Annotated in this window: 18 protein-coding genes; 6 read left to right on the top strand and 12 right to left on the bottom strand. The window is 57.4% G+C overall.

From position 1 onward, the window contains the following. Positions 1–375 precede the first annotated feature (375 nt). The gene (locus tag LOC70_RS12310) at positions 376–1029 is read right to left on the bottom strand and encodes a DUF502 domain-containing protein (RefSeq protein WP_230253877.1); all 654 of its coding nucleotides are present in this window, start codon (positions 1027–1029) and stop codon (positions 376–378) included. Positions 1030–1458: 429 nt separating this feature from the next. On the opposite strand from LOC70_RS12310, the gene LOC70_RS12305 reads away from it, so the two are divergent. Then, complete coding sequence (locus LOC70_RS12305; protein ID WP_230253876.1) at positions 1459–2601, top strand: phosphatase PAP2 family protein; 1143 nt, start codon at positions 1459–1461, stop codon at positions 2599–2601. Between the two features lie 213 nt (positions 2602–2814). Here the strand turns inward: LOC70_RS12305 and LOC70_RS12300 are convergent, their stop codons facing one another. Beyond that, the gene (locus tag LOC70_RS12300; protein WP_230253875.1) at positions 2815–3108 is read right to left on the bottom strand and encodes a transcriptional regulator; all 294 of its coding nucleotides are present in this window, start codon (positions 3106–3108) and stop codon (positions 2815–2817) included. Between the two features lie 763 nt (positions 3109–3871). Here LOC70_RS12300 and LOC70_RS12295 point away from each other — a divergent pair. Beyond that, complete coding sequence (locus LOC70_RS12295; protein WP_230253874.1) at positions 3872–6466, top strand: hypothetical protein; 2595 nt, start codon at positions 3872–3874, stop codon at positions 6464–6466. An 85-nt stretch (positions 6467–6551) separates the two neighbouring features. Here LOC70_RS12295 and LOC70_RS12290 read toward each other — a convergent pair whose 3' ends face one another. The 3 genes from LOC70_RS12290 to LOC70_RS24285 form a co-directional block, all read right to left on the bottom strand. Next, the gene (locus LOC70_RS12290) at positions 6552–6761 is read right to left on the bottom strand and encodes a hypothetical protein (RefSeq protein WP_230253873.1); all 210 of its coding nucleotides are present in this window, start codon (positions 6759–6761) and stop codon (positions 6552–6554) included. Positions 6762–6807: 46 nt separating this feature from the next. Next, positions 6808–8442, bottom strand: coding sequence for an arylsulfatase (locus tag LOC70_RS12285; RefSeq protein WP_230253872.1), 1635 nt, complete (start codon positions 8440–8442; stop codon positions 6808–6810). A gap of 123 nt (positions 8443–8565) precedes the next feature. Then, positions 8566–8691 (bottom strand): hypothetical protein, encoded by a 126-nt coding sequence (locus LOC70_RS24285; protein ID WP_255716022.1) that lies wholly within the window; start codon positions 8689–8691, stop codon positions 8566–8568. Between the two features lie 13 nt (positions 8692–8704). Between LOC70_RS24285 and LOC70_RS12280 the strand changes: the two genes are divergently transcribed. The 4 genes from LOC70_RS12280 to LOC70_RS12265 all read left to right on the top strand — a co-directional run bounded on the left by LOC70_RS12280 (position 8705) and on the right by LOC70_RS12265 (position 12906). After that, a complete protein-coding gene (locus LOC70_RS12280; protein WP_230253871.1) occupies positions 8705–9910 on the top strand; it encodes a serine hydrolase domain-containing protein in 1206 nt (401 codons plus the stop codon). A 50-nt stretch (positions 9911–9960) separates the two neighbouring features. Beyond that, positions 9961–10497: a methylated-DNA--[protein]-cysteine S-methyltransferase gene (locus LOC70_RS12275; RefSeq protein ID WP_230253870.1), complete on the top strand. Its 537-nt coding sequence runs from the start codon at positions 9961–9963 to the stop codon at positions 10495–10497. Beyond that, complete coding sequence (locus LOC70_RS12270; protein ID WP_230253869.1) at positions 10490–11626, top strand: hypothetical protein; 1137 nt, start codon at positions 10490–10492, stop codon at positions 11624–11626. The genes LOC70_RS12275 and LOC70_RS12270 overlap by 8 nt, the downstream gene beginning before the upstream one ends. 92 nt (positions 11627–11718) lie before the next feature. Then, positions 11719–12906 carry a lactonase family protein gene (locus tag LOC70_RS12265; protein WP_230253868.1) on the top strand — a complete coding sequence of 396 codons (1188 nt, stop codon included), beginning with the start codon at positions 11719–11721 and terminating at the stop codon, positions 12904–12906. Between the two features lie 128 nt (positions 12907–13034). Here LOC70_RS12265 and LOC70_RS12260 read toward each other — a convergent pair whose 3' ends face one another. The 7 genes from LOC70_RS12260 to LOC70_RS12230 form a co-directional block, all read right to left on the bottom strand. Next, the gene (locus LOC70_RS12260) at positions 13035–13718 is read right to left on the bottom strand and encodes an alpha/beta fold hydrolase (protein ID WP_230253867.1); all 684 of its coding nucleotides are present in this window, start codon (positions 13716–13718) and stop codon (positions 13035–13037) included. Continuing rightward, positions 13718–13975: a hypothetical protein gene (locus LOC70_RS12255; RefSeq protein ID WP_230253866.1), complete on the bottom strand. Its 258-nt coding sequence runs from the start codon at positions 13973–13975 to the stop codon at positions 13718–13720. Before LOC70_RS12255 ends, LOC70_RS12260 begins: the two co-directional genes overlap by 1 nt. A gap of 301 nt (positions 13976–14276) precedes the next feature. Beyond that, positions 14277–15284, bottom strand: a complete 1008-nt coding sequence (locus tag LOC70_RS12250) for a class I SAM-dependent methyltransferase (RefSeq protein ID WP_230253865.1) — start codon at positions 15282–15284, stop codon at positions 14277–14279. Between the two features lie 208 nt (positions 15285–15492). Further along, on the bottom strand, positions 15493–17721 hold the full coding sequence (locus LOC70_RS12245) for an NADP-dependent isocitrate dehydrogenase (RefSeq protein WP_230253864.1): 2229 nt from the start codon (positions 17719–17721) through the stop codon (positions 15493–15495). Positions 17722–18084: 363 nt separating this feature from the next. Beyond that, complete coding sequence (locus LOC70_RS12240; protein WP_230253863.1) at positions 18085–19479, bottom strand: phytoene desaturase family protein; 1395 nt, start codon at positions 19477–19479, stop codon at positions 18085–18087. A gap of 95 nt (positions 19480–19574) precedes the next feature. Beyond that, positions 19575–19826, bottom strand: coding sequence for an acyl carrier protein (locus LOC70_RS12235; protein WP_230253862.1), 252 nt, complete (start codon positions 19824–19826; stop codon positions 19575–19577). A gap of 456 nt (positions 19827–20282) precedes the next feature. Then, positions 20283–21542 carry a beta-ketoacyl-[acyl-carrier-protein] synthase family protein gene (locus tag LOC70_RS12230; protein WP_230253861.1) on the bottom strand — a complete coding sequence of 420 codons (1260 nt, stop codon included), beginning with the start codon at positions 21540–21542 and terminating at the stop codon, positions 20283–20285. Between the last annotated feature and the right edge of the window lie 154 nt (positions 21543–21696).

Genomic DNA, 21696 nt, shown 5'->3' with positions numbered 1-21696 from the left:
TTCGATCTTCGTCGCGGGACACACTCACGCAGGACCGCGGAGCGATCCGCGACAGTAGGTCAGGCCGTGCCTGACGACCGCGCGAATCACCGGAAAGCACCAAACCTCGCGGACAAACCCCATCCGTCGGATCTCGAGACGTCCGGCTCCAGCAGCCCTTCTAACAACCGGAGCTAACGCTCTGCGGCTATGTGATCGCTCGATCGAGACCATCTCTCAACGAGCGACCTTCGCACGCCCGTAGGTCAGGCCCCGCCTGACGACCGCGCAAATTCTCAAGCAAGACCGACCCTCGTAAACCACTCCAAACCCGCATCACGTCCAACGCTTGGAGAACCTTCCCCGCCGTGACTCCACCACTACATGAAACCACACCTACTCGGCGGCAACGGTCGACTCACCGCGAGCCCAACGCTGCGTGTCAGTTCCCAACTGCTCAAACGTGGCCACCACATCACCAAACGGTGCGTCAATCGGACTGACCCGAGACGCTTCCACCATCACCACGGTCCCGCTCCAGGGATCAGGCGACCCTGGCAAATACAACGTCACCGCCAAAGGATCTGTCTGGTTGGTCGCGTGATCCCGACGTTCGACCTCAAACGCCAAACGGGCATAGCCTTCCAACTGGACTACCACCGGACGCAAGCGATTTTTCGAAATGCTGCCGCCGATGTTGCCACTGAGTTGCTCTTTGAAGATCGCATACCGCGGAAACAACATCAGCAGATACTTCTCGACCAGACGCGTGAACTGACGCGCGATCGAGCGTCGAGCCATGATGCCCGAAATGAAACAAGCCAAAATCAACACCAACGTCGCGATGGCGAAAACGATCAGGTAGCCCGTGGTGTCATGAAACGGCGTGTAGTCATTCAAGAACGGAAGCAACGCCACCGCCACCGCATAGATGACCTGAACCAACTGCCCGATCAGAACCAACACCACCAACAGCGGCAACAGAAAGAAGATGCCACCAATCGCCGTGGTCCGCAAAAACGAGATCTGTCGTTGAACGTGATGTTTCATGCGTCAAAGTTTCACGAGTGTGCGAGCAAGCCACCATGCAGGCCAGTTTCGCCAAGCATCCTATCACGGAAAACGTCACTCATCGTAGGTCAGGCCGTGCCTGACGACCGCGCAACTTACGAAGCATTCAACCCAGTCCCGGTCAAACTCTCAAAGCCGCACCTCGATCCAACAACCGGTGCGAACGCTCTGCGGCGAAGGAGCCTACAGGCAATCTACGCTTTTGAAAAAATTGCCGCTGGACGCAGGGGATCGTCCGGTGGAACCGGACCTACGTATTGTTCGGTGAAACCGGACCTACGTGATATCGAAACGTGGTACCCCGGGCGATCCGCGACTGGGGTTCCGCTCCACACCCGCGATTTCGTAGCGTCATCATTCGACTGAGAACTCATTCCTGTTCGCGTCTTTGCAGGCTTGAACGTGACCATGTTCTCCCCACCCAGACCGCCGATCTGCCCCATCGCGCACCAGGACGCCATCGTGAACGGATTCGAAGCGACCTCGCCCCGCGAATCAAATTCGCTTGGAAAAACCAACGCCACCAACGACGCAGTGACTCTGTATCGCCCGGTCACGCTGTTCTACATGGGCGCCATGACCATGATGCTGGTGCCGATGCTGACGCTGTTGGATGTGACCGTCGCCCGGTACTTTGAAACTCGACCCTTGCCCGCGGAACTCGATTCCGCTCTGGAACTCTCGTTGGTTCTCTCGCACGGTTACGGAGTGTTCGTCATTTTGCTGGCCATTTTGTTGATGGCTCCCAAACGCCGATGGCATTTGCCGCGTTTGGCAACACTGGCCATGGGTGGCGGGGCCATCGCAACGATCGCCAAGATGTTTGTCATTCGCCCGCGCCCTAGCAACCTCAACCTCGACCTGGCCGGTCACGACACCGCGTGGCTCTGGGCGTTTGATTGGGACCTCAGTGAAGTCGCCTCGTTTGACTCTGCCATGCGAGCCTTCCCCAGCGGGCATGTGGTCACCGCCACCGCCATGCTGATCGGTTTGTGGGTCGTCGTCCCACGCGGACGCTTGCTGTTTGCCATGGTGTGGGCCGGAGTCTTGATCAACCGAGTCAACACCAGCGCGCACTTTTTAAGCGACGTCTGCGGCGGTGTCGCGTTTGGCCTGTTCTGGTCCTACGTCTGCTTCCACCCGCGATTGCTGGGCAACCTGTTTGACAAGATGGTCCCCGAACATGGACGTCAACGTCTGGGCCGACAAACAGAGACCAGTGAAACGATCAACGTGCATCCCGAACCAGCCTTTGCGATCGGCGGCAATCAGACTTCGTTCCCGATGACGGCGGAAGTTCAAGCGACCGAGCAGGCAGAAGAAAACTCGCACCGAGTCGTCCCAACACACAGCGCACCAAAGCACCCGAGCGCACCAAAGCACCCGAGCGCACCACAACACCTGAGCGGACCACAGCATCTGAGCGCGACCGAACAGTACGAACAAGTGACGTCGCAACTGGAAGCGTCCAAGCAACCTTCCGTGCGGTCTGATGACCAACCCGATCAAAGTTTCTCGGGTGGCAATCAAGCCAACGAGCGTGCGGCTTGATCAGTGAGAAACGGCATTCGCAATCCCGCTTCGATTCTCTTTCATCCGTCCGGCTGTCACCGGACGCCTTCGCGAGGCACTCTTGACCATCAAGTCGCCTGACGAGACTCAACTTGGTGGCTCAATCCGCAAGAGATTCGCCCGGGCGATACCGGACGAATCCAAACAGGGAAGGCACACCCCAAAGCGTTCACACGCTTTGAATTCAGCGGCTCACAGTTCGCCGTTTTGCTCCAGCATTTCTTTGTATTGATCACGTTCGCGACGAGTCGCTTCCAAATCAAAGATCAAATACTTCATGTCCAAACGCAGTTGCGACAATGCCTCTTGGACCAAGTTCAAAATGCGACGGCGACGGGTGCTGCACTCCACAACGCGGGCCAGTGCGGGTGCAACGGCGTCACGATAACGAGCTGGCAAAGCTTCGATCGCAGCAGCCATTTCTTGCAATTCGACTGGGGTTTCGTCGTTGATCTTGGCGGTGTTGTTGGCAGCAATCTTGGTCATAAAAGTGACTTTCCTTCGAGGCATTCAGGGTGTGGAATCAAACCAGCGAGGTGTCGCTCGTTTGATGAGAGCCATCCATTGCACTTGCGGTGCCGGCCGCCTGCCGGAACGACGTTGTGATCCCGAACTCATTGCGGGAAAAGCACTTACGGTTTTCTTGGACGTGTGTTGCGATTTCGCAACGTGGCATTTGGGCAACACACTTTCGATCTGGCTTTCCTGCCCAAGACTTGGTATCCCAAGCACTTAGGTGCGTTTCGGGGGATCAACCCGATGTTGGGGAGGTTTCGCAACATGACGTTGCCTTTTCGCCTCCCGGTCACTTGCTAGGGATTGTTCCCTTGGTTGCGAAGGTGGTCAACGATCAATTCGGCCCACCAACCTGTTTGTAGAGTTTCGCGCGATGGCTGAACCGGCTAGGAAAAGTATTCCGAGACAGGCCCGACCGGACCGGGTCGCGTTTGATGCTGCGCCACCCCGAGCCGACTCGGCCTCCGAACAAAACCGATCCGTCGACTCGGTCACTTGGTCAAGCTGGCGACAACTTCGCTTCCTGTGCTGCCTTCGACCTTTCGCGTCGGTTGTCATTCTCGTTTCGCTTGTTGCGCCCTCCATTGCTTCTGCGCAGCTTGTCGATTCGCTGGACGCGTACCCGCCCCGATGGTCGCTGCACGAAAGCGACTGCGATGCAAAAGTCGCTGATCAGGGGCACGAAAATGACGCCACGGCCGAAGGAGGCGTTTGCGAAGCGATCTCTCTCGTCATGGGACATGGCACCCGGGCCATCCTGACTTATCCCATTGAACCGGTTCGTCCGATTGACGAATTGACCGCGATGGTATCGGTCAAAGGCCTGAACCCCGGAGTCCAAGTTGGCTTTCGCGTTCGATTTCCCTATCTGATTGACCCCGGCACCAAACGCCCCGTCTCCGTGTTGATCTTCGGTTCGTCCTATCGACGCGTCGGGGAATTTCAACGACTCAGCGTTTCCGCGATCCAATCGCAGTTGCGTTTAAAGATCATCGCCCTTCGCAACGAATACGGATTGCGTGCCGACGTCTCGTCGCCCTACGTCGATGCTGTCGTGGTCAATGCCTACGGTGGTGCCGGCAACGCGACGCTTCGCCTGGATGATCTGCGTGTCAACGCCATGGTTCCTGTCACGGAACTGGATAGCTCCCCCCATTCGAAACCAGCCGTTGCACCGGGGAGCATCGCCTCGCAGCGCATGAATGTTGACCTGTCGATGTTGCATCGGGAGTCTCAACAATACGCCAACAACGCCGGTTCGATTCCAACGACGTCCAAACGCGCAACCGTCTCGCCGGGCGATCGCCCCGCCTTCCCCATCGGACGCGTCACACGGATCATTCAATACAACAACGAGCCACTTAGCTGGATCCGGTCACTTGGTTTTGATGCGATCTGGCTGGATCAGCCTCCCTCCGCAGCAATCCTGTCCGATGCCATCGCCCACCGGATGCGCATTTACGCGCCTTGCCCCACCATCCCGGACCCCAAGCTGGAACCACTGCTCGAACCCGTTGCCGGCTGGATCGCGGCGTCCTCCATCGCGATGGACAGCCATCATCGCGAAGAGATCGCTCAGAAGATCGCTCGGTTGCGAGCCCTCCCGCGTCGCTGGCAACGTCCGATCGTGGGATCACCCGTCGAAGACTTTCGGTACTACGGATCGCTGCTCGACGCCGCCGTCCTGACATCACCCCCGCGTATCCGAGCCCTCGCCAGCCACTCCATTCGTGACGAACGAGCCCAGCAACAATTTCGATTGGGCGGCAAACCCATCGCGGTCAGCGTCCTTGGGATGCCCAATGCCGCCTCGGTGACACAAACAGACGCCATCGCCCACCGCATCGGGACACCAAACAGCGAAACATTTTGCTGGCAACCCATGTGGCGTGAAGTCGCCGACGCAATGGCGGACGCCCCCGCCGCCATCCTGGTTCGCTCCACCCGTTCCCTGGCCTCCGGAGAAACGCTGGATCAAAACCGAGGCATGGCGATCAGCTTCATCAACCGGTTTGTGGCTTCTTTTGAAGCATGGATCTCGACGGGTACACCGGACCGAACCCCAATCCCGGTGAACTCCAACTATTCAGCGCATCGTTTGGTTAACGGCGGAACGACGTTCTTGATCTGCACATCCAACATGGTTCGCGGATCGAACATTCTCAGTGGCGATGGAAAAACGCTGCGCATCGATTTGCCCGCATTTGAACAAGGCAAACTGATGTGGCGATTGACTCACTTTGCCGCGGAGCGGATCGAACCGCAAACCACCACCAGCGGCACATCGATTGAAATCGTTTCGCCGGATGTGGTCGAGGTCATTGCCATCAGCGAAGACATCTCCGAAGGCGGCAAGCTGGCATCGTCGCTGGCGAAGTACTCCCAACAAGCATCCCTGGACCGTTGGCAGTTGGCTCGCGACGCGATTGAGCGTTCCAGCACGGCTTGGGCGAGAGCCGTTTCCGCTCGCGCCGTCCAGCGAGATGCCCCCGACGACCTGCTCAACGTCGCCCGCTCAACCGTCAACAATTCAGAACGAATGGTACGCGGCAACGACAACCAATCCGCCTTGCGATTGGCTGCTCGCGCGGACGCGTGGGGCTTGAAAGCCAACTGGATGCTGATCGACGCGTTTCGCGAAACGGAATCGGGAATTGTTAGCTGCCCGCCATTGGACTCGGGAAACCTCGAAACGCATATCGCGTGGTCACCGTTGCTTCGATCGGGGCTTGCCACGACCTCGGTGTTAAAGCTGCCTCCGATCGGTGATATCCACGGTCGTTCACGCTGGGGCGTGAATTTGCTGCCCAGCGGAGCCATGGACGAACCGGAACACCTCCAACGGGAAGGCTGGACCTTCGGGCGACGTCACTCCGCCTGGGCCGAGACAACCGCCGAGTGCATCGACCGAGGCGTCTTTCACGGAACGGGTGCACTCTCTGTCCGAGTCATCCCCAAGCAAGACGACGCACTTCCCGGAGGCTATGAAGGCACTGCACTGCTGGTCCGCAGCCCGCCGATTTTTGTGGAACCCAATCAAGCGATCCGCATCGACGCGGTTGTACGCACGCTGGGGTTTGGTGGCCCACACCAGGGTTTGCTGATCTACGATTCGATGGGCACGCAAGAACTCGGAGTGTTGGTGCGTGACCAACCGGACTGGGTTCCCGTGACGTTGTATCGTCAAACCATCGGAGACGACCCCATCCACGTGATGTTTGAAGTCCTCGGCGGAGGCGAAGCCGTCATCGATGAAATCCAAGTGCGAGCCTGGGAAAACGACGCCAATCCCATCCCCGCCATGCGCCCCATCTCCCACCAACCGTAGGTCAGGCCCCGCCTGACAACCGCGCACCTCACGTGGAAACGAAGCGATCGCAAGCAGACCGACAACCGGAGCTAACGCTCTGCGGCTAAGACGTCCAACCGCTATCAACGTGTCTCAACGGATCGTCCAAGAACGCCGCACCCCGTAGGTCAGGCCCCGCCTGACGACCGCGCACCTCACGCGTCAACCCAACGCTCGCCAACAAACCGGCAACCGGATGCGGCTGAGACGTCCAACGACGAGCCACGTCGAACTGCCGGTCGTGCACCGCGACAAACCACGCACGCGACAACATGCTTTCAACGCAAACCCACGGTAAAACCGAGCCGCCCTCCCTTGCGTCACTTCTTCTTTTTCTTCTGCTCTTTCAAATGTTGATACATGTTGAATCGCTCGGGGAACATCACCTCGGTCTTCGTCGCCCAATCCTCCCAAGCGGCGATCATCCGGTCGCGTCGTTGCGACTGGGCCGTTGACAGGTCATTCAACTCGGTCCGGTCCTCCGACAGGTTATAAAGCTCCCAAGGCTTCTTGTATTCGCGAACCAGCTTCCAATCTCCGGCTCGCATCATCGCGTTGCCCTCGTGCTCGAAAAACATCGGTTGAGCATGAATCGGTTGGCTTGCAATTTCTTCACCACCGGTCAACGCACTCGCGAACGAAACCCCTTCGCATGGCGGAACATCGCCCGGCATCGTGGCCGCCGCCAACTCCACGCAAGTCGCCATCACGTCTGGCAAATAGGCCGGCTGACGCACAAACGTGTTGTGGCGTGACTGCGGAATCCCCGCGGGCCAATGAGCGATGAACGGTGTGTTCGCGCCGCCTTCGTGCAAAAAGTGCTTGTACAAACGAAATGGAGTGTTGCAGGCGTTCGCCCACGCCAATCCCAAACGCACCCCGTTGGTTGTTTCCAGCGGTGGATTGCGAACCATGTCTTCGCTACCGAAACCGAGCTTCCCGCCTTCTTGGCAAGCACCATTGTCCGACAAGAACAGAATCAACGTGTTGTCATACTGGCCGATCGATTTCAGATGCGCGACCAACTTGCCAATGTTCTGATCAATGTTGTCAATGCACCCGGCATACGCTGCCATGATCGCGTCCAAATTGTCACGCTGTTTTTCCGTCAACGATGCCCAATCCGGTCCGACGTGAGGAGCCGCCTCCACATCACTTTCAAACAGGCCCAACTCGCGCTGTTTCTGCTGACGCGCGGCCATCACGGCATCCCAGCCTCCTCGATACTTGCCACGATACTTTTCGAAATCCTTCACCTTCGCGTTGAGCGGCCAGTGGGGCGAGTTGTAAGCCAAGTACAAAAAGAACGGCTTGTCATCCTTGGCAGTCGCCTCCTTGATGTAGTCACATGCGATCTCCGTGAAGGCATCGGTCGCATAAAAGTCATCCCCAGTCGTCACGTCTTGGTTGCCGTCGGTCATTCCGCGGTCACCGCCCGGCTTGAAATAATTGAACGCTCCGCTGATCCCACCATAAAAGCGGTCGAAACCTCGCTGCATCGGCCAATCGCCCTTGTCCGCGTGACCCAGGTGCCATTTGCCAGTCATGAATGTGTGATAGCCATCGCCTCGCAACACTTCGGGAATGGTCGTGCAGGTCTCGTTCAAATGCCCTTGATAGGCAGGTGGACCTTCATAGGGCTGGTTCGGTGGAGCCGTCATGTGGCCGATACCAACTTGGTGCGGATGCAACCCCGTCATCAAACTGGCTCGCGTCGGACAACAACGCCCCGAGTTGTAAAACTGGGTGAAACGCAGGCCATTGGTTGCCAATGCGTCGATGTTGGGCGTTTCAATCTCGCTGCCGTAGCACCCCAGATCCGAAAACCCCATGTCATCAACCAACACCAAAACAATGTTGGGCGGCTGCGGCGATGCCGCCCAGGTGTTGCTTAGGCCAAGCACTGACACTACCAAGACCATCAACCAAGGAGCACAGATCGCATGGAGTTTCATTGTTTCGAAGTCCGGTGGGAAATTTCAGAGGGAGGGCACTCAGGAGGGATCGAGCACGCAGAACGAGGACCGTCCGGCGGAAGAATTCAGGGGAGCGTGTGGCAGGAAACCAAAACCGCTAACCTAGATCTCCGCGAGACAATCGAAACTGTACAGCCCCAACACTTCACCGGGTTCGGGCCAGCCAATGTCTCGACTGGCGTCATTGTAGACCAACAACGACTCAGAAACTTTGCCGACGCGTGCCATGAGCCAAATTGCGATGAAAAACCGACACGGAGCCAACGTACGACTGCAAATCCTTGCGTTCCTCACCTTCGCCGCGGCAACGTTTTTGCTTTCAAGCCCCGCCTCCGCCGAAGATTTTCCTGCATCGCAAATCAGCGGTGCGGTGCAGCGTGCTATCGATGATCAAAAGTGCCCAGGAGCGGTCATTCACGTCGGATTCGACGGTCAAACCGTTTTCCATGAAGCCTTCGGCTTCCGACAACTTCGTCCCTCGAAGATCGCCATGTCTCGCGAGACCATTTTCGACCTGGCGTCGCTGACCAAACCCATCGCGACAGCCACCAGCGTGATGATTCTGGTGGACGAAGGCAAAGTGGACCTCAACGAGCCGGTCGCGACTTACCTGCCCGAATTCGACAACCATGACAAACACTCCGTCACGGTGCAGCACCTCCTCCTACATACTTCGGGATTGATTCCGGACAACTCGATGTCGGACTATCAAGGCTCACACGAAACGTCCATTTCCAACCTGATGAACCAACGACTCCGCAGTCCCGCCGGAACAAAGTTCCGGTACTCGGATGTCGGCTTTCTGGTCTTAGGTGAATTGGTTCACCGAGTCTCCGGCCAACCGCTCGATGAGTTTTCTCAGCAACGGATCTTCACTCCGCTCGGCATGCACCAAACCGGTTTTCGCGGCGTTGGTGACGACGATCCGGATTGCGCGACGACCCAGCAGCGAGACGGGCATTGGATGCGTGGGGAAGTTCACGACCCGCGGGCGTTTGCCCTCGGCGGTGTCGCGGGGCACGCGGGTCTGTTCAGCACCTCGTCCGATCTTCAACTTTTCGCAAACACCATGTTGAACGTGGGAGAACAGGACCGAACCAAACTGTTTTCAGATCAAACGTTTCAAAAGATGATCGCCGCCACGAACGTGGCCGAAGCAAACGCGGCATCAGCCTCGAAAGCGAAACCTCAGTTACGATCCCTCGGCTGGGACAAACAATCTGGCTACTCATCCAACCGCGGTCGTTCCATGAGTCCCTCCGCATTCGGGCACGGTGGCTTCACCGGGACCGCGATGTGGATCGATCCCGAGTTGAAGTTGTCCGTGATTTTCTTGAGCAACCGAGTCCACCCGGACGGCAAAGGCTCCGTCAATTCGCTTGCCGGACAGATCGGCACCTTGGCGGCCGACTGGGCTCGCGAAGAATTGAAACAGCAAACTCGCTAGCCAACGATTGGCGTTGCGGCGTCTTCGTAAAAACAAATTGCTCACTGCTCATGTCACCTTCTGTCATCCAATTCGCCTACACCACGTGCTCGCTTGGCACCGTCTTGGTCGCCCGATCGGAAACTGGCGTGTGTGCCATCTCGCTGGGTGATTCGGCCCTGCAGCTCATCGCGGACCTCAACGGTCAGTTTCCTGATCATCAAATCGTCGAGTCGATCGACGATGTGCGTTCGGAGTTGCAACGCGTCGCCGACTTCATCGAAGAACCAAGCGGCCCGCTGGATATCAAACTGGACCTGAACGGCAGCGACTTTCAAAAACGCGTTTGGACAGCGTTAGCAGACAGCACGCCGGGACAAACCCTGACTTATCGGCAGCTAGCGCAACAATTGGGCGATCGTTCCGCCAGCCGTGCCGTCGGAACCGCCTGCGGTCAAAACCGAATTGCAATCGCCATTCCTTGCCACCGCGTTGTTCGTTCGGATGGGAAGGACTCTGGCTACCGTTGGGGAATCGAACGCAAACGTGAATTGTTGCATCGCGAACGTTCACTCGCACACAATGACCTCGGCCTGCAATATGACTGACAAAGAAAAGTTCAGCCTCAAAGATCATTTGTTCAATCGCCAACGCGTTGTTTATCTCAGCCGCCTCTTCGCTGATGCGGAATCAACCTTCGATGCGGACGGCTTCACGCGAGAATGCATGCGAGGCCTCAAGCAACTTGAACTGAAGCAGCGAATCGTTCACATCGCTCAAGCGTTGGAGTCTCACCTGCCCGACGATTACCCTGCCGCGGCCCGAATCATTCGCAATGCGTTGCCGCCTCCGTTGGATCCATCGCGAACGGACGACGACTTTGGTGATTTCATCTTCGCACCGCTCGGTGAATATGTCGTTCGCAATGGATGCACCGCCACACATTTTGGCGAATCGCTGAGGACCCTGCGTGAAATCACGATGCGGTTTTCGATGGAAGACGCAATCCGAGCGTTCATCGACGCCTTTCCCGATGTCACTCTATCCGAGCTGAAAACGTGGTCCACCGATTCCAACTATCACGTGCGACGGCTGGTCAGCGAAGGCACACGCCCGAAACTCCCCTGGTCTCGACGACTCACTATCGACCCAACGCAACCCATTCCGCTGCTCGATACGCTTCACAGCGATCCAACACGCTATGTCACGCGTTCCGTCGCGAACCACCTCAATGACATTTCCAAAGACCATCCGGAATTGGTTCTGAAGACATTGCGACGATGGAAAGCCGCGAAACGACAAGATGCCGACGAGCTCGATTGGATCAACCGTCACGCCTTGCGAACCTTGGTGAAGAAAGGGCACGCCCCCACCCTGACATTCCTCGGCTATCGAAGCGACCCCAAAATCCAGATCACTCACTTTCAACTAAGCAAGAAAGAACTCCGGCCCGGCGACCAATTGGAGTTCGAAGTCGAGATTCAAGCCGAACGCAACGAACGCTTGCTGGTCGACTACGTCATCGACTTTGTCAAAGCCAATGGAACCACGGCTCCCAAAGTCCACAAACTCAAGAGCCTCGAAATTGCCAAAGGCAAAACGGCGAGATTGAAAAAACGGCATCGGCTGCACGCCAACGCAACCACTTACACACTCTATCCCGGCCGCCACGCCATCAGCCTCCAAATCAACGGCCGCATTCAGGCCACCCAACCTTTTGACCTCTTCATCGACTAGGTTCGCCACGTTGGGGGAACCTGCGTTCTACTGAAACTCTACATGCCAGCGCGTGACGCCAGCCACGCGACTAAACCGATACACGCCTTCAAATGACACGCCCCCACTCAGCACTCATCTTGCCCCGCGTCCGATCGCAAACAATCGTTGCGGCGATCATCGCATTTCTATCGATCTTCTCGACCACGAATGCCAACGACGAAAACGACAGCGTTATTCATCACCTGTTCGTTCCATCCACCACCAATTCGTCGGTCGATCACATCGAACTCATCGCCGAAGGCGAGCAACTCCATCTGAAAGAGTCCGCGTCGTTGCCTCTTCCCTTCGCACCCAAAAGCCTGGCATGGAACGATCGCCGAAGCCAAATGATTGCAACCACCGGCGGTGACGACTCCTCGATGGCAGCAACCATCCAGTGGGACACGACGCTGGGGCTGCAATTGATTCAAACCAAACGATTGGACCAACCATCGGGTTACACCAGCTTCGATCGTACGGGCCGTTTCTTCCTCACCGCCAATTATCGCACCGGGATCATTGCGTCCTATCGCCTTGCGACCGACGGTCACCTCGAAATGCTCGCCTCCATTGTTCACACCCCGACCCGCGAAGCCCACTGCGTTCACACCACGCCTGACAACCGATTCACCTACGTTCCCTGCGTGAAAACGAACAACGCCCTCTATCAATACTCATTCGACGCTGAAACTGGCAGACTGACACCGATCCAGCCGATCAACGCCAACCCGCCCGCCCTGTTCGGTCCCCGCCACTGCGTCTATCACCCGACTCTCCCGATCGCCTACTTCAGCAACGAACAACAGCTCGGCGTCAGCGTTTACGAATACGACCAGGCGGGAAGGCTACACGACCGGCAACACGCAACGACATTGCCCCGACGCAGTCCCTACGTCAAAGGCAAACGAGGTCTGCACGCATCTGATTTAACGCTGACTCGCGACGCGAAATTCCTCTTTGTCGCGGTCCGAGACTTCGTCAGCGACGAGGACAGCGTCTACACATTCACGGTCCAGCCAGACGGTCGACTTCGCCTTGCGTCACGCAAGTTGGTGGGCGACATCCCATGGAAGCTCAACCTCACCCCCGACGACCGCTGGCTCCTCGTCAGCGAAACCGGTGACCAGCAACTCGCCGCCTACAGAATCGGACGCGACGGCCAACTCACTCCCGCCGCAACATTGGAGTGGCAACACGCCCCAAGAGACATGATCGTTCCCTCGCTGCCCGCCGTTTCGGGGCATCAAGCAAGCCAGTAACTTAGCAACCGCGTTTCCGCGTTCATGCTTTGATGCCATTCAGCATTCCTAGCAATCGCCGCCCCCCCAAAAAGCATTTTCAGCTCTTTGCAGCTTCCGCTTCCACGAAAACTAGACCGCCACCAAACTCACCCAACCACCTGCGAAAGACTCCGCCGAAGGAACTCATTCACCTGCGATGCGTGGGTCATCGAAATGACATGCCCGCCGCCGCGGACGATCTCGTCCGGCGTGACACACGACACGGGAAAAATAGGATCGCGATTACCGTGTAGATGACGGACCTCCACGTCGTCGTATGACGCCTCCCACAACAGAATCTGTCGAGCCGACCATCGCAGGACATCCACATCCGCTCGCGAAAACTGGCGAGCGACACCCGCCATATGCTTCGCTCGACATCCTTCTGCGACGGAAGCGGACAGTGCAGCCGACGCCTGCAAGAACGATAACGGCACGAGTTTCAATTCGGGCGGCATTGGCCGAAGAAAGCGAATTCGCCGGGGCAATTGACTCGGGCTTCGCACACTTCCAATCAACAAGCACGCCAAAGCGTCGAGATGCCGAGTCATCTCCAACGCGACGATTCCTCCAAACGAGGCACCACCCACCACACAGGGGCGATCGATCGCAAGTTCCAGTGTCATCCTTTCGCAGTACGACGCCAAATCGTCGTCCTTCGCGGGCACCAGCCAATCAGGAACCACCAAATTCGGGAAAGCCAGCGACTGCGACGCAAACACCGAAGCGTCGGCCCCCATCCCCGAAAAGAGTATGAGAGGTACGTCCGTTTCGCCATGGCTCATCTCCATCACCGGTCCTTTCGATGACCTGCCAATGCAATTCGAGAACTTCGGGTAGTGTGAGATAACGCATCAGCCCAAACGCCGATACAGTTCGCGATTTTTACTGAAAGCAGTTGTAGTCGCACGTTGAAAATGATCAGCAGGCCGAGCCAACAAATCGTCACCGCTGCCATCGCCAGGCCACGTCGATCGCCTCCTAGTTCTTTCGCCCGCTCTTCAAAGGGTTTGGATTGGTCGTGATCCAGATTGAGTGATATGGACATTTGATCTGGCCCGAATCTGCCAATAGGGTGATGGGCGACGAGGCGTCGTCCATGCTTGAAGTGGAGCACTTCTACTTGGCTCAAGTCTAGCAAACTTGGATGGACGAGCCGTACCTTGGGAGCGCAGCGAATTCGTTGACGCCAAGATTGGCTGGTGGCTTTCACAGACTTCTGGATCGAGCACTTTTGGACACTGGTCGCGGCAAGTGCTGGTGCGGGTGCACCGCTGGATGGAGCCTGGTAGCGGGCGAGATCGTCCCGAAGATTCAGGTCAATACGCAGGTATTGCGGGTGAGCTGGCTCACTTGGTCGCGAGGACCGCGTCGACGGGGGCGCCGGTGACTTGCCCCGTGACATGCTGGAAGCCGGCACGCTTGAGCAATGCGGTGTACTCCTCCAGCGTTCGTTCGCGTCCTTCGGTGCACACTAGCATGTTGAGGTCTTGCATCTGCCCCCAGTCCGGACCGCGGCGATCGTCTTGGATCAAGATCTCGGCCAAGAGCAAACCGCCTCCTTCCGGCAGTCGCTGATGGATTTTGGACAGCAAGCGGTCGATCTTTTCGTCTGACCAGTCGTGCAGGATCCGGCCCAGTGACATCAAATCGGCTTCCGGTAATTCGTCGGCAAAGAAGTCTCCCGCCACGACATCAATCCGATCCGCCACCAACGATTGCCCGACGATCTCTTTGGTCACGGGAACAACGTCGGGAAGATCAAAGACAGTCGCCCGCAATTCCGGGTAGGCTTCGCAAGCCGCGATGGGCAGGTGCCCGGTGGCTCCGCCGAGGTCCACGAGATGCTGGAACGGCGACAGGTCAACGGCACGAACAACCTTTGGCGAGCTGATGACGCCATAACCATGCATCCCCATCAAGAACTCTCGCATGGCAGCTTCGTCGGCAAAGAAGCTGCTAAAGATGGGTTGGTCCCAACCATAGGCGTCTTTCCACCGATGCGAACCTTCACGAATCGCGTTTTCGAAGTGCGACCATAACTTCCAGCTAACATCGTTGCTGAACTTGATGTAGCCGGTCATCCGGTTCGGGCTGCTGCTGGTCAACAGTTCGGACGCCAGTGCGGTGTTACTGTACTGCGAGCCATCTCGTGCGAGCAATTCCATTCCCACCAACGCGTCGAGCAAACGCTGCGTCGCAGATGGATGCAGCCCCAAGTTCGATGACAAGGAATCCGCCGTCTGTGATTGTGTTTCCAGCCGATCAAAAACGCCGAGCTCGACAGCGGCGAACATGACTTTCGAAAAGCGGAAGCCGTTGATGTATTGCAGGACCGGTGTTGGATCGGCGGGCATGATCTCGCTCCGAGATGCACGAGTGCGGACGAGGAAGGTGGGATTGTCGGAAGATGAGATTGCAGGAAGGTGGCGGGCGAGATCGCCACGTTTGAGTGCCCGCGGAATGCGGTGGTACCCAGGGAAATCAGGTTTGCCGTCCGGTGGAACCGGACCTACGAGTGATGCGGTACTGCACGCGAGCGTGCCGTGGCTTCATCGAACTCAGTTAGGCGTTGTCGATGATGGCGTTCAGCGTGGGGCTGGGACGCATGGCCGCGCTGGCTTTGGTTTCGTCGGGATGGTAGTAACCACCGAGATCGACTTCGACGCCTTGAGCTTCGTTGAGCTCGCTGACAATTTTGTCTTCGTTGTCCGACATCGCCTTGGCAATGGGCTCAAAACGGCTCTTCAAACCTTCGTGCTGAGTTTGCGACGCGAGCGCTTCCGCCCAGTACAACGCCAGATAAAAGTGACTGCCGCGGTTATCGAGCTCGCCGACTTTTCGCGAAGGTGACTTGTCGTTGTCGAGGAATCGCCCGGTGGCGTCGTCCAACGTTTTTGCCAGCACGGCAAATTCTTCGTTCTTGGTTTTCTCCGCCAAGTCTTCCAGCGACACGGCGAGCGCCAAGAACTCACCCAACGAATCCCATCGCAAGTGGTTCTCGCTCACGAACTGCTCGACGTGTTTGGGTGCGGACCCACCGGCACCCGTTTCGAACAAGCCGCCGCCTTGAAGCAAAGGAACAATGGAAAGCATTTTGGCGCTGGTGCCAAGTTCCAAGATGGGAAACAAGTCGGTCAAGTAATCGCGGAGCACATTGCCGGTCACGCTGATCGTGTCCAAGCCTTGCCGGGCACGCCCGCAAGCATGACGCGTCGCGTCGGCGGGCGTCAGAATTCGAATGTCCAGCCCGGCGGTATCGTGATCCTTCAGGTACTCGTTGACCTTGTTGATCAGGTTGCGATCGTGGGCACGATTTTCGTCCAACCAAAAGATCGCGGGTGCTCCCGTTGCTCGTGAACGCGAAACGGCCAAACGCACCCAGTCTTTGATGGCGACGTCCTTGGTCTGGCACGCACGCCAAATATCACCTTGCTCCACGTCGTGGCTCATCAGTTCTTTGCCGTCGGCCTGAACGACACGAACCTTTCCATCGGCGGGCACGCGGAACGTCTTGTCGTGCGACCCGTACTCTTCGGCTTTCTTGGCCATCAATCCGACGTTGGAAACACTGCCCATCTTCGAAACGTCGAACGTGCCATTCAGCTTGCAGTCTTCGATGGTGGCTTGATACACGCCGGCATAGCAACGATCGGGAATGACAGCTTTCATGTCATGAAGCTGCCCATCCGGCCCCCACATTTTGCCACCGGCACGAATGGCAGCTGGCATGGAAGCGTCGATGATGACGTCGCTGGGGACGTGCAGGTTGGTGATGCCTTTATCGGAATCCACCATCGCGATGTCGGGCAAATCCGACTGAATCTCGACCAAGGTGGCTTCGACCAAGGCTCGTTGATCCGATGGCAAATCCTGCACCTTCGCGAACAACGACCCGAGACCTTGATCGGGATCGACGCCGGCGGCGGCCAAGACATCTCCGTGCTCTTGAAACAACTTGTCGTACATCACGCTGACGACGTGCCCGAACAGGATCGGATCACTGACCTTCATCATCGTGGCTTTGAGGTGCAACGAGAACAGCACGCCGGATGACTTCGCATCGGCAATCTGATCGGCGATGAAGGCTCGCAGTTGTCGTGCACTCAGACGCGCCGAATCAACGACTTCGCCCGCGTCCACTTTGACTTCGTCCCGCATGACGGTGACGTTGCCATCGGAATCAACATGTTCAATCCGCAAGGATCCGGCGGTGTCAACGACGACGGATTTTTCGCTGCCGTAAAAATCACCTTCGCTCATGTGCGCAACATGCGATTTCGAATCGGCGGTCCATTCGCCCATCGAGTGTGGGTTCTTCTGAGCGTAGGCCTTCACCGGTGCGGCGACGCGGCGGTCGGAGTTTCCTTCGCGGAGCACGGGATTGACCGCACTTCCCAAGACCTTGGCGTAGACGGCACGAACGGATTTCTCTTCGTCCGTCTTGGGCTCGTGAGGGAAATCAGGAATTTCGTATCCCTGTGCCTGCAACTCCGTGATGGCTTCGACCAATTGCGGGATCGAGGCGCTGATGTTGGGCAACTTGATCACGTTCGCATTTGGCTGGGTGACAAGTTCCCCCAATTCGGCCAACGCATCGGGAACTTGCTTGTCAGCGGGAAGCCGATCCGCGAATCCAGCCAAGATGCGTCCCGCCAAAGAGATGTCCTTGGTCTCAAACGTCAATCCGCTGCCGTTGGTGAAGGCTTGCAGGATCGGCAGCAACGAACGGGTTGCCAATGCGGGGGCTTCATCAGTGTGCGTGTAAACAATCGCGGCAGTATCGCTGGCCATTCCAACCTCGTCAGGACAAAGACCCCGAGAATCACGGGAATCATGAAGAATTTGCGAGCCGAAAGCCTGCGGCGAGACGAACCGATTGTCAATGCCGGCGACACCTCTGGGGCGGCGTCGCGTCCAAAAACCACAACTCAGGGCGAACGTTCGTCCCAAACGGAATTGGTGACACGAGTTGTTCGCGGGGATTGGTTATGGAGGTTGCCGGTGGCCAGCAGCGAATGCAGAGACTACGGCGGGTGGCAGGCGGGGCTAAGGGGATGCGCCGCGGGCGGGCAACAACGGCGACAGGGGATACAGCCTGGCAGGCTGTGCTACGGGATGTGCTGCGGGCCGGGCGGCGGAACGGCTTGGGTTTGGCTAGACCTGAAGGCAGTGACGATTCGCCATGCTGATACCGCTGACGATGGCGCCGACGATTCCAACGAAGCCTTGGTCCGTTCCGCAAAGAAACACGTTGGGAAGGTGAGTCGTTCCGTCCAACTGCTTGTCAGGAGCCCCGTAGACCGCGCCGTTGTCATGCCAAGTGAACCGGCGAATTGTTTTCGGCGTGAACACGTCCGTGTCGATCACTCGAGAACGAAAATCGGGCATGAAACGAACGGCTGACGCCACGGCTTCGTCGTACTGAGTCACCTTGGCCGCGCGGTATTTTTCCTCCGGCAGCTCAGACCAAAGATCATGGTTGGCGAGCGTGGTGATTCGCACCACGCCGTCGGGCAATCCGCCTTCGTCGGATTCGTAGATGTAGTTGTTCGGACTGCAGATGACTCCGGTACGAGCGTCGCAGAGCTGCTCTTCGGGCCGCTCCCAATGGAACGTTGGCGAATCGTTGTAGAAAACAATCGTTCGATCGAAGCCCAGGTCTTTCGGTTCGCAATCCAACACGCTGATCGATTCGATGAACGACAACTTGCCCGCTTTGGCAACGTCCGGTTCCGTGATGTCGTCACAGAGCCGCATCGTCTCGACTGTTCCAGCGGACGATAGGATTCGTTTGCCTTGCAATTCGGTGCCGTCGTCCAACACGACGCCCACGGCCTTGCCATCATCCACATGGATTTTGGACACGCCGCTGCGAAGCTTCAGCTCGCCGCCCAAGCCTCGGAATTTGCGCACCAAGTTCTTCAGGATGACTCGCACGCCTTTGTAAGGCCGACCAAAGCCTTCCAAATAACAAGCCCGGAACATGATGCAGAATTGCCCGAAGTCCATGTCGTTTTCACGAGCGTTGCCGTACCACATCAAGGGACACAGCAGCATCTCAATCAACAACGGATCCGACAGATGCTCAGCCATCACCTCGCGAGCCGAACGCATGAAGTCAGGCGCGTCCCCGTCCATGTCGCTGTAGTCGAGCAGCGATCCGCAGAGGCTGCGGAAGCCGTCGATTTGGTCGGGAAAGCGTGCCTTGATCTCGCTTTCGAGCAAACCAATGTCGTTGTTGAAATCCAACTCAACATCGGGGAACCGGATGGACGAACCGATCTGCTCCGCCAGCTTAAAATCTTCCCAACCGAATCGCAGCTGCCGAATGAGCTTAGCCAGCGGGCCTCTCTTGTCGCCTTTGCGGGCGAAGTTGGTCATCGCGTGCAGCCCGACGTCGTAGTCGCGACCACCCATTCGATAAAACGAGTTCAACCCGCCGATCGTGTAGTGCTTTTCTAGGATGCAGACTCGCTGGTCAAAATGAGCCAGTCGAATTCCAGCGGCCAACCCGCTCATCCCCGCGCCAATGATGATGGTGTCGTACATGAATGAGCCACTAGCGATTAGCGTCTAGCTCCTAGCTGTTGGATTGCGGATTCCGATCGACAAGCTAGTCGCTCATGGCTAGCCGCTAGTCGCTATCACAGATCCTTCATCTTGGGTTCGAGGTACGTCACGGTGGATTGCATGCTGGCGAGGTGACCGTAGTCTTCCTCGGGAATTTGCACGCGGTGACGCTTGCGAAGCTCCATCACAATGTCCAAAAAGTCCATCGAATCCAATTCCAACTGTTCTCGAAACGCCTTGTCATCATCCAGGTTGTCGAGGTCCTCATCGGGAGAAATGTCGTCGAGGATATCGATGATTTCTTGGCGAATTTCGGCGGGAGTCATGAAAGGAACAGTGGGATACGAGAGAAAGGGAAAGGTCCGTTCTGCCCCGAACCACATCGCGAGCAAACACGACGACGGCACGGGAATGGAGTAGTTTCGACGGCTTTCGACTTCGACACAAGGGGCACGAAGGGGGTGAAAAACCGACAGGACAGAGGGACGCAGCGGGGGGAGTGCTGAGAACTGGGTGCTGAGTGCGGAGTGCTGAGAATTGGGGGAGCGGGTGTGATGAGCGAGTTTGGCGGTGCCCATCTCCGAATGCGAAAAGTTTAGTGAACAGGGAATAGCAGGTGCATGACCCGCCGCGCGATCAGGCCCCCAACCGACCCCAGCCGCAATTCGCCCTCTCACCCCTGCTTCCTCACCCCTGCTTCCTCAGCCCTGAGACCTAATTCCTCAGCCCTCAATTCTCAGCTCAGCCCTCAGCCCTCATTCCTCCGCTCTGATCTCTGGCTTCTAGACGCGAGCGACGATGACGACGGAATTGATGCCCAACATCCCGAACGAATTGTTCAAGATGTAGTCGACCTTGGGCTTTTCTTGCGGGTCGTTCAGCACCAAACCAGGCAAGTCGCATTCGGGATCCAGCTCGTCAACATTGATCGTGGGGTGAACCACGTTGTCGTCAAACGCCGCCAAGTTCCCGGCCAACTCCAGCGACCCGGCGGCCCCCATCGCGTGTCCGATGTAGCTCTTGGTGTTGTTGATGCGAACGTTTTCGCATTTGCCAAAGATCGTTCGCAACGCAGCACATTCCTGGATGTCGCCGCTGCTGGTTCCCGTCGCGTGCGTGCTGACGATGTCGATTTGATCCGCCGCCAAACCCGCCTGCTTCAAAGCCTTTTGAATGCACTGAGCCTGGCGTTCCGGGTTGGGCAACACGAAATCGGTCGCGTCAGTGTTCATCGCGTAACCAACCAGCTCGCCATAGATCTCCGCCCCGCGAGCCTTAGCGTCACTGAGTCGCTCCAACGTATACAAGCAACCTCCTTCGGCGACGACGATGCCATTGCGTTTTTGGTCGAACGGTCGCGAAGCGAGGGTTGGATCTTCGTGGGTTGCCAGAGCATTCTGGCTGTTGAAACTGGCAAAGATCCCAAACGTGTGAATGCTCTCGCTGGTGCCGCCGGCGATTGCCAAGTCACATTCGTTCAGACGCAGCATTTGAGCGCCCTGAATGATCCCCGCGTTGCCCGCCGCACACGCCGCACCGATCGTGTAGTGCGGCCCGGTGACCTGCATGTTCAGCGCAATTTCACCAGCCGGGTTGTTAGCCACAGTCCGAGGATTGTGATGGTGGGACCAGCAACTGGTGTCGTAGTCGAATCCCTTGATCACGTGAATTTCGTTTTCGGTTTCGACATTGCCGTGCTCGGTCACGCCGACGTAAATGCCGACTCGATCCTTGTCGACATTGGCCCAATCGATGCCCGAATGAGCGACAGCTTCTTGTGCCGCGTAAACGCCGACACTGCCCGCACGCGTTCCTCGGCGAATGTCTTTTTTCGATTGATACTTCTTGGCATCAAAATCACAAACGCCCGCCAGCGTCTCGCCGAAGTAGCGAATTTCGTATGGCTGTACGCCACTGCGTTTTTCCAGCAAAGCGTTGCGGAAGGTTCCCCAATCGTTGCCATTGGGCGAAGTCAGCCCAACTCCGGTGATGACGATGCGTTGGTTGTCGGGAAGCTGGGAAGCGAGGTTGGGGGCGATCACTGAAATCCGGCCGAAATAGGCGATGGGGGTGCGTGGAAAGCGACTGAAAAACGTAGCAATCCGAGCCCGTTTTCTCAACGGGCAATGACGCCGGCCGCCCCCGATTTGCGGGGAAAAGCCCAGCCAAATCGGCCGAAACAATGGTTCGCCGGTG

Origin of the sequence: Rhodopirellula halodulae (genome assembly GCF_020966775.1) — a bacterium.
GTDB lineage: Bacteria > Planctomycetota > Planctomycetia > Pirellulales > Pirellulaceae > Rhodopirellula > Rhodopirellula halodulae.
The sequence above is the reverse complement of the archived record's forward strand: the minus strand, read 5'-3'. Positions and strand labels throughout refer to the sequence as shown.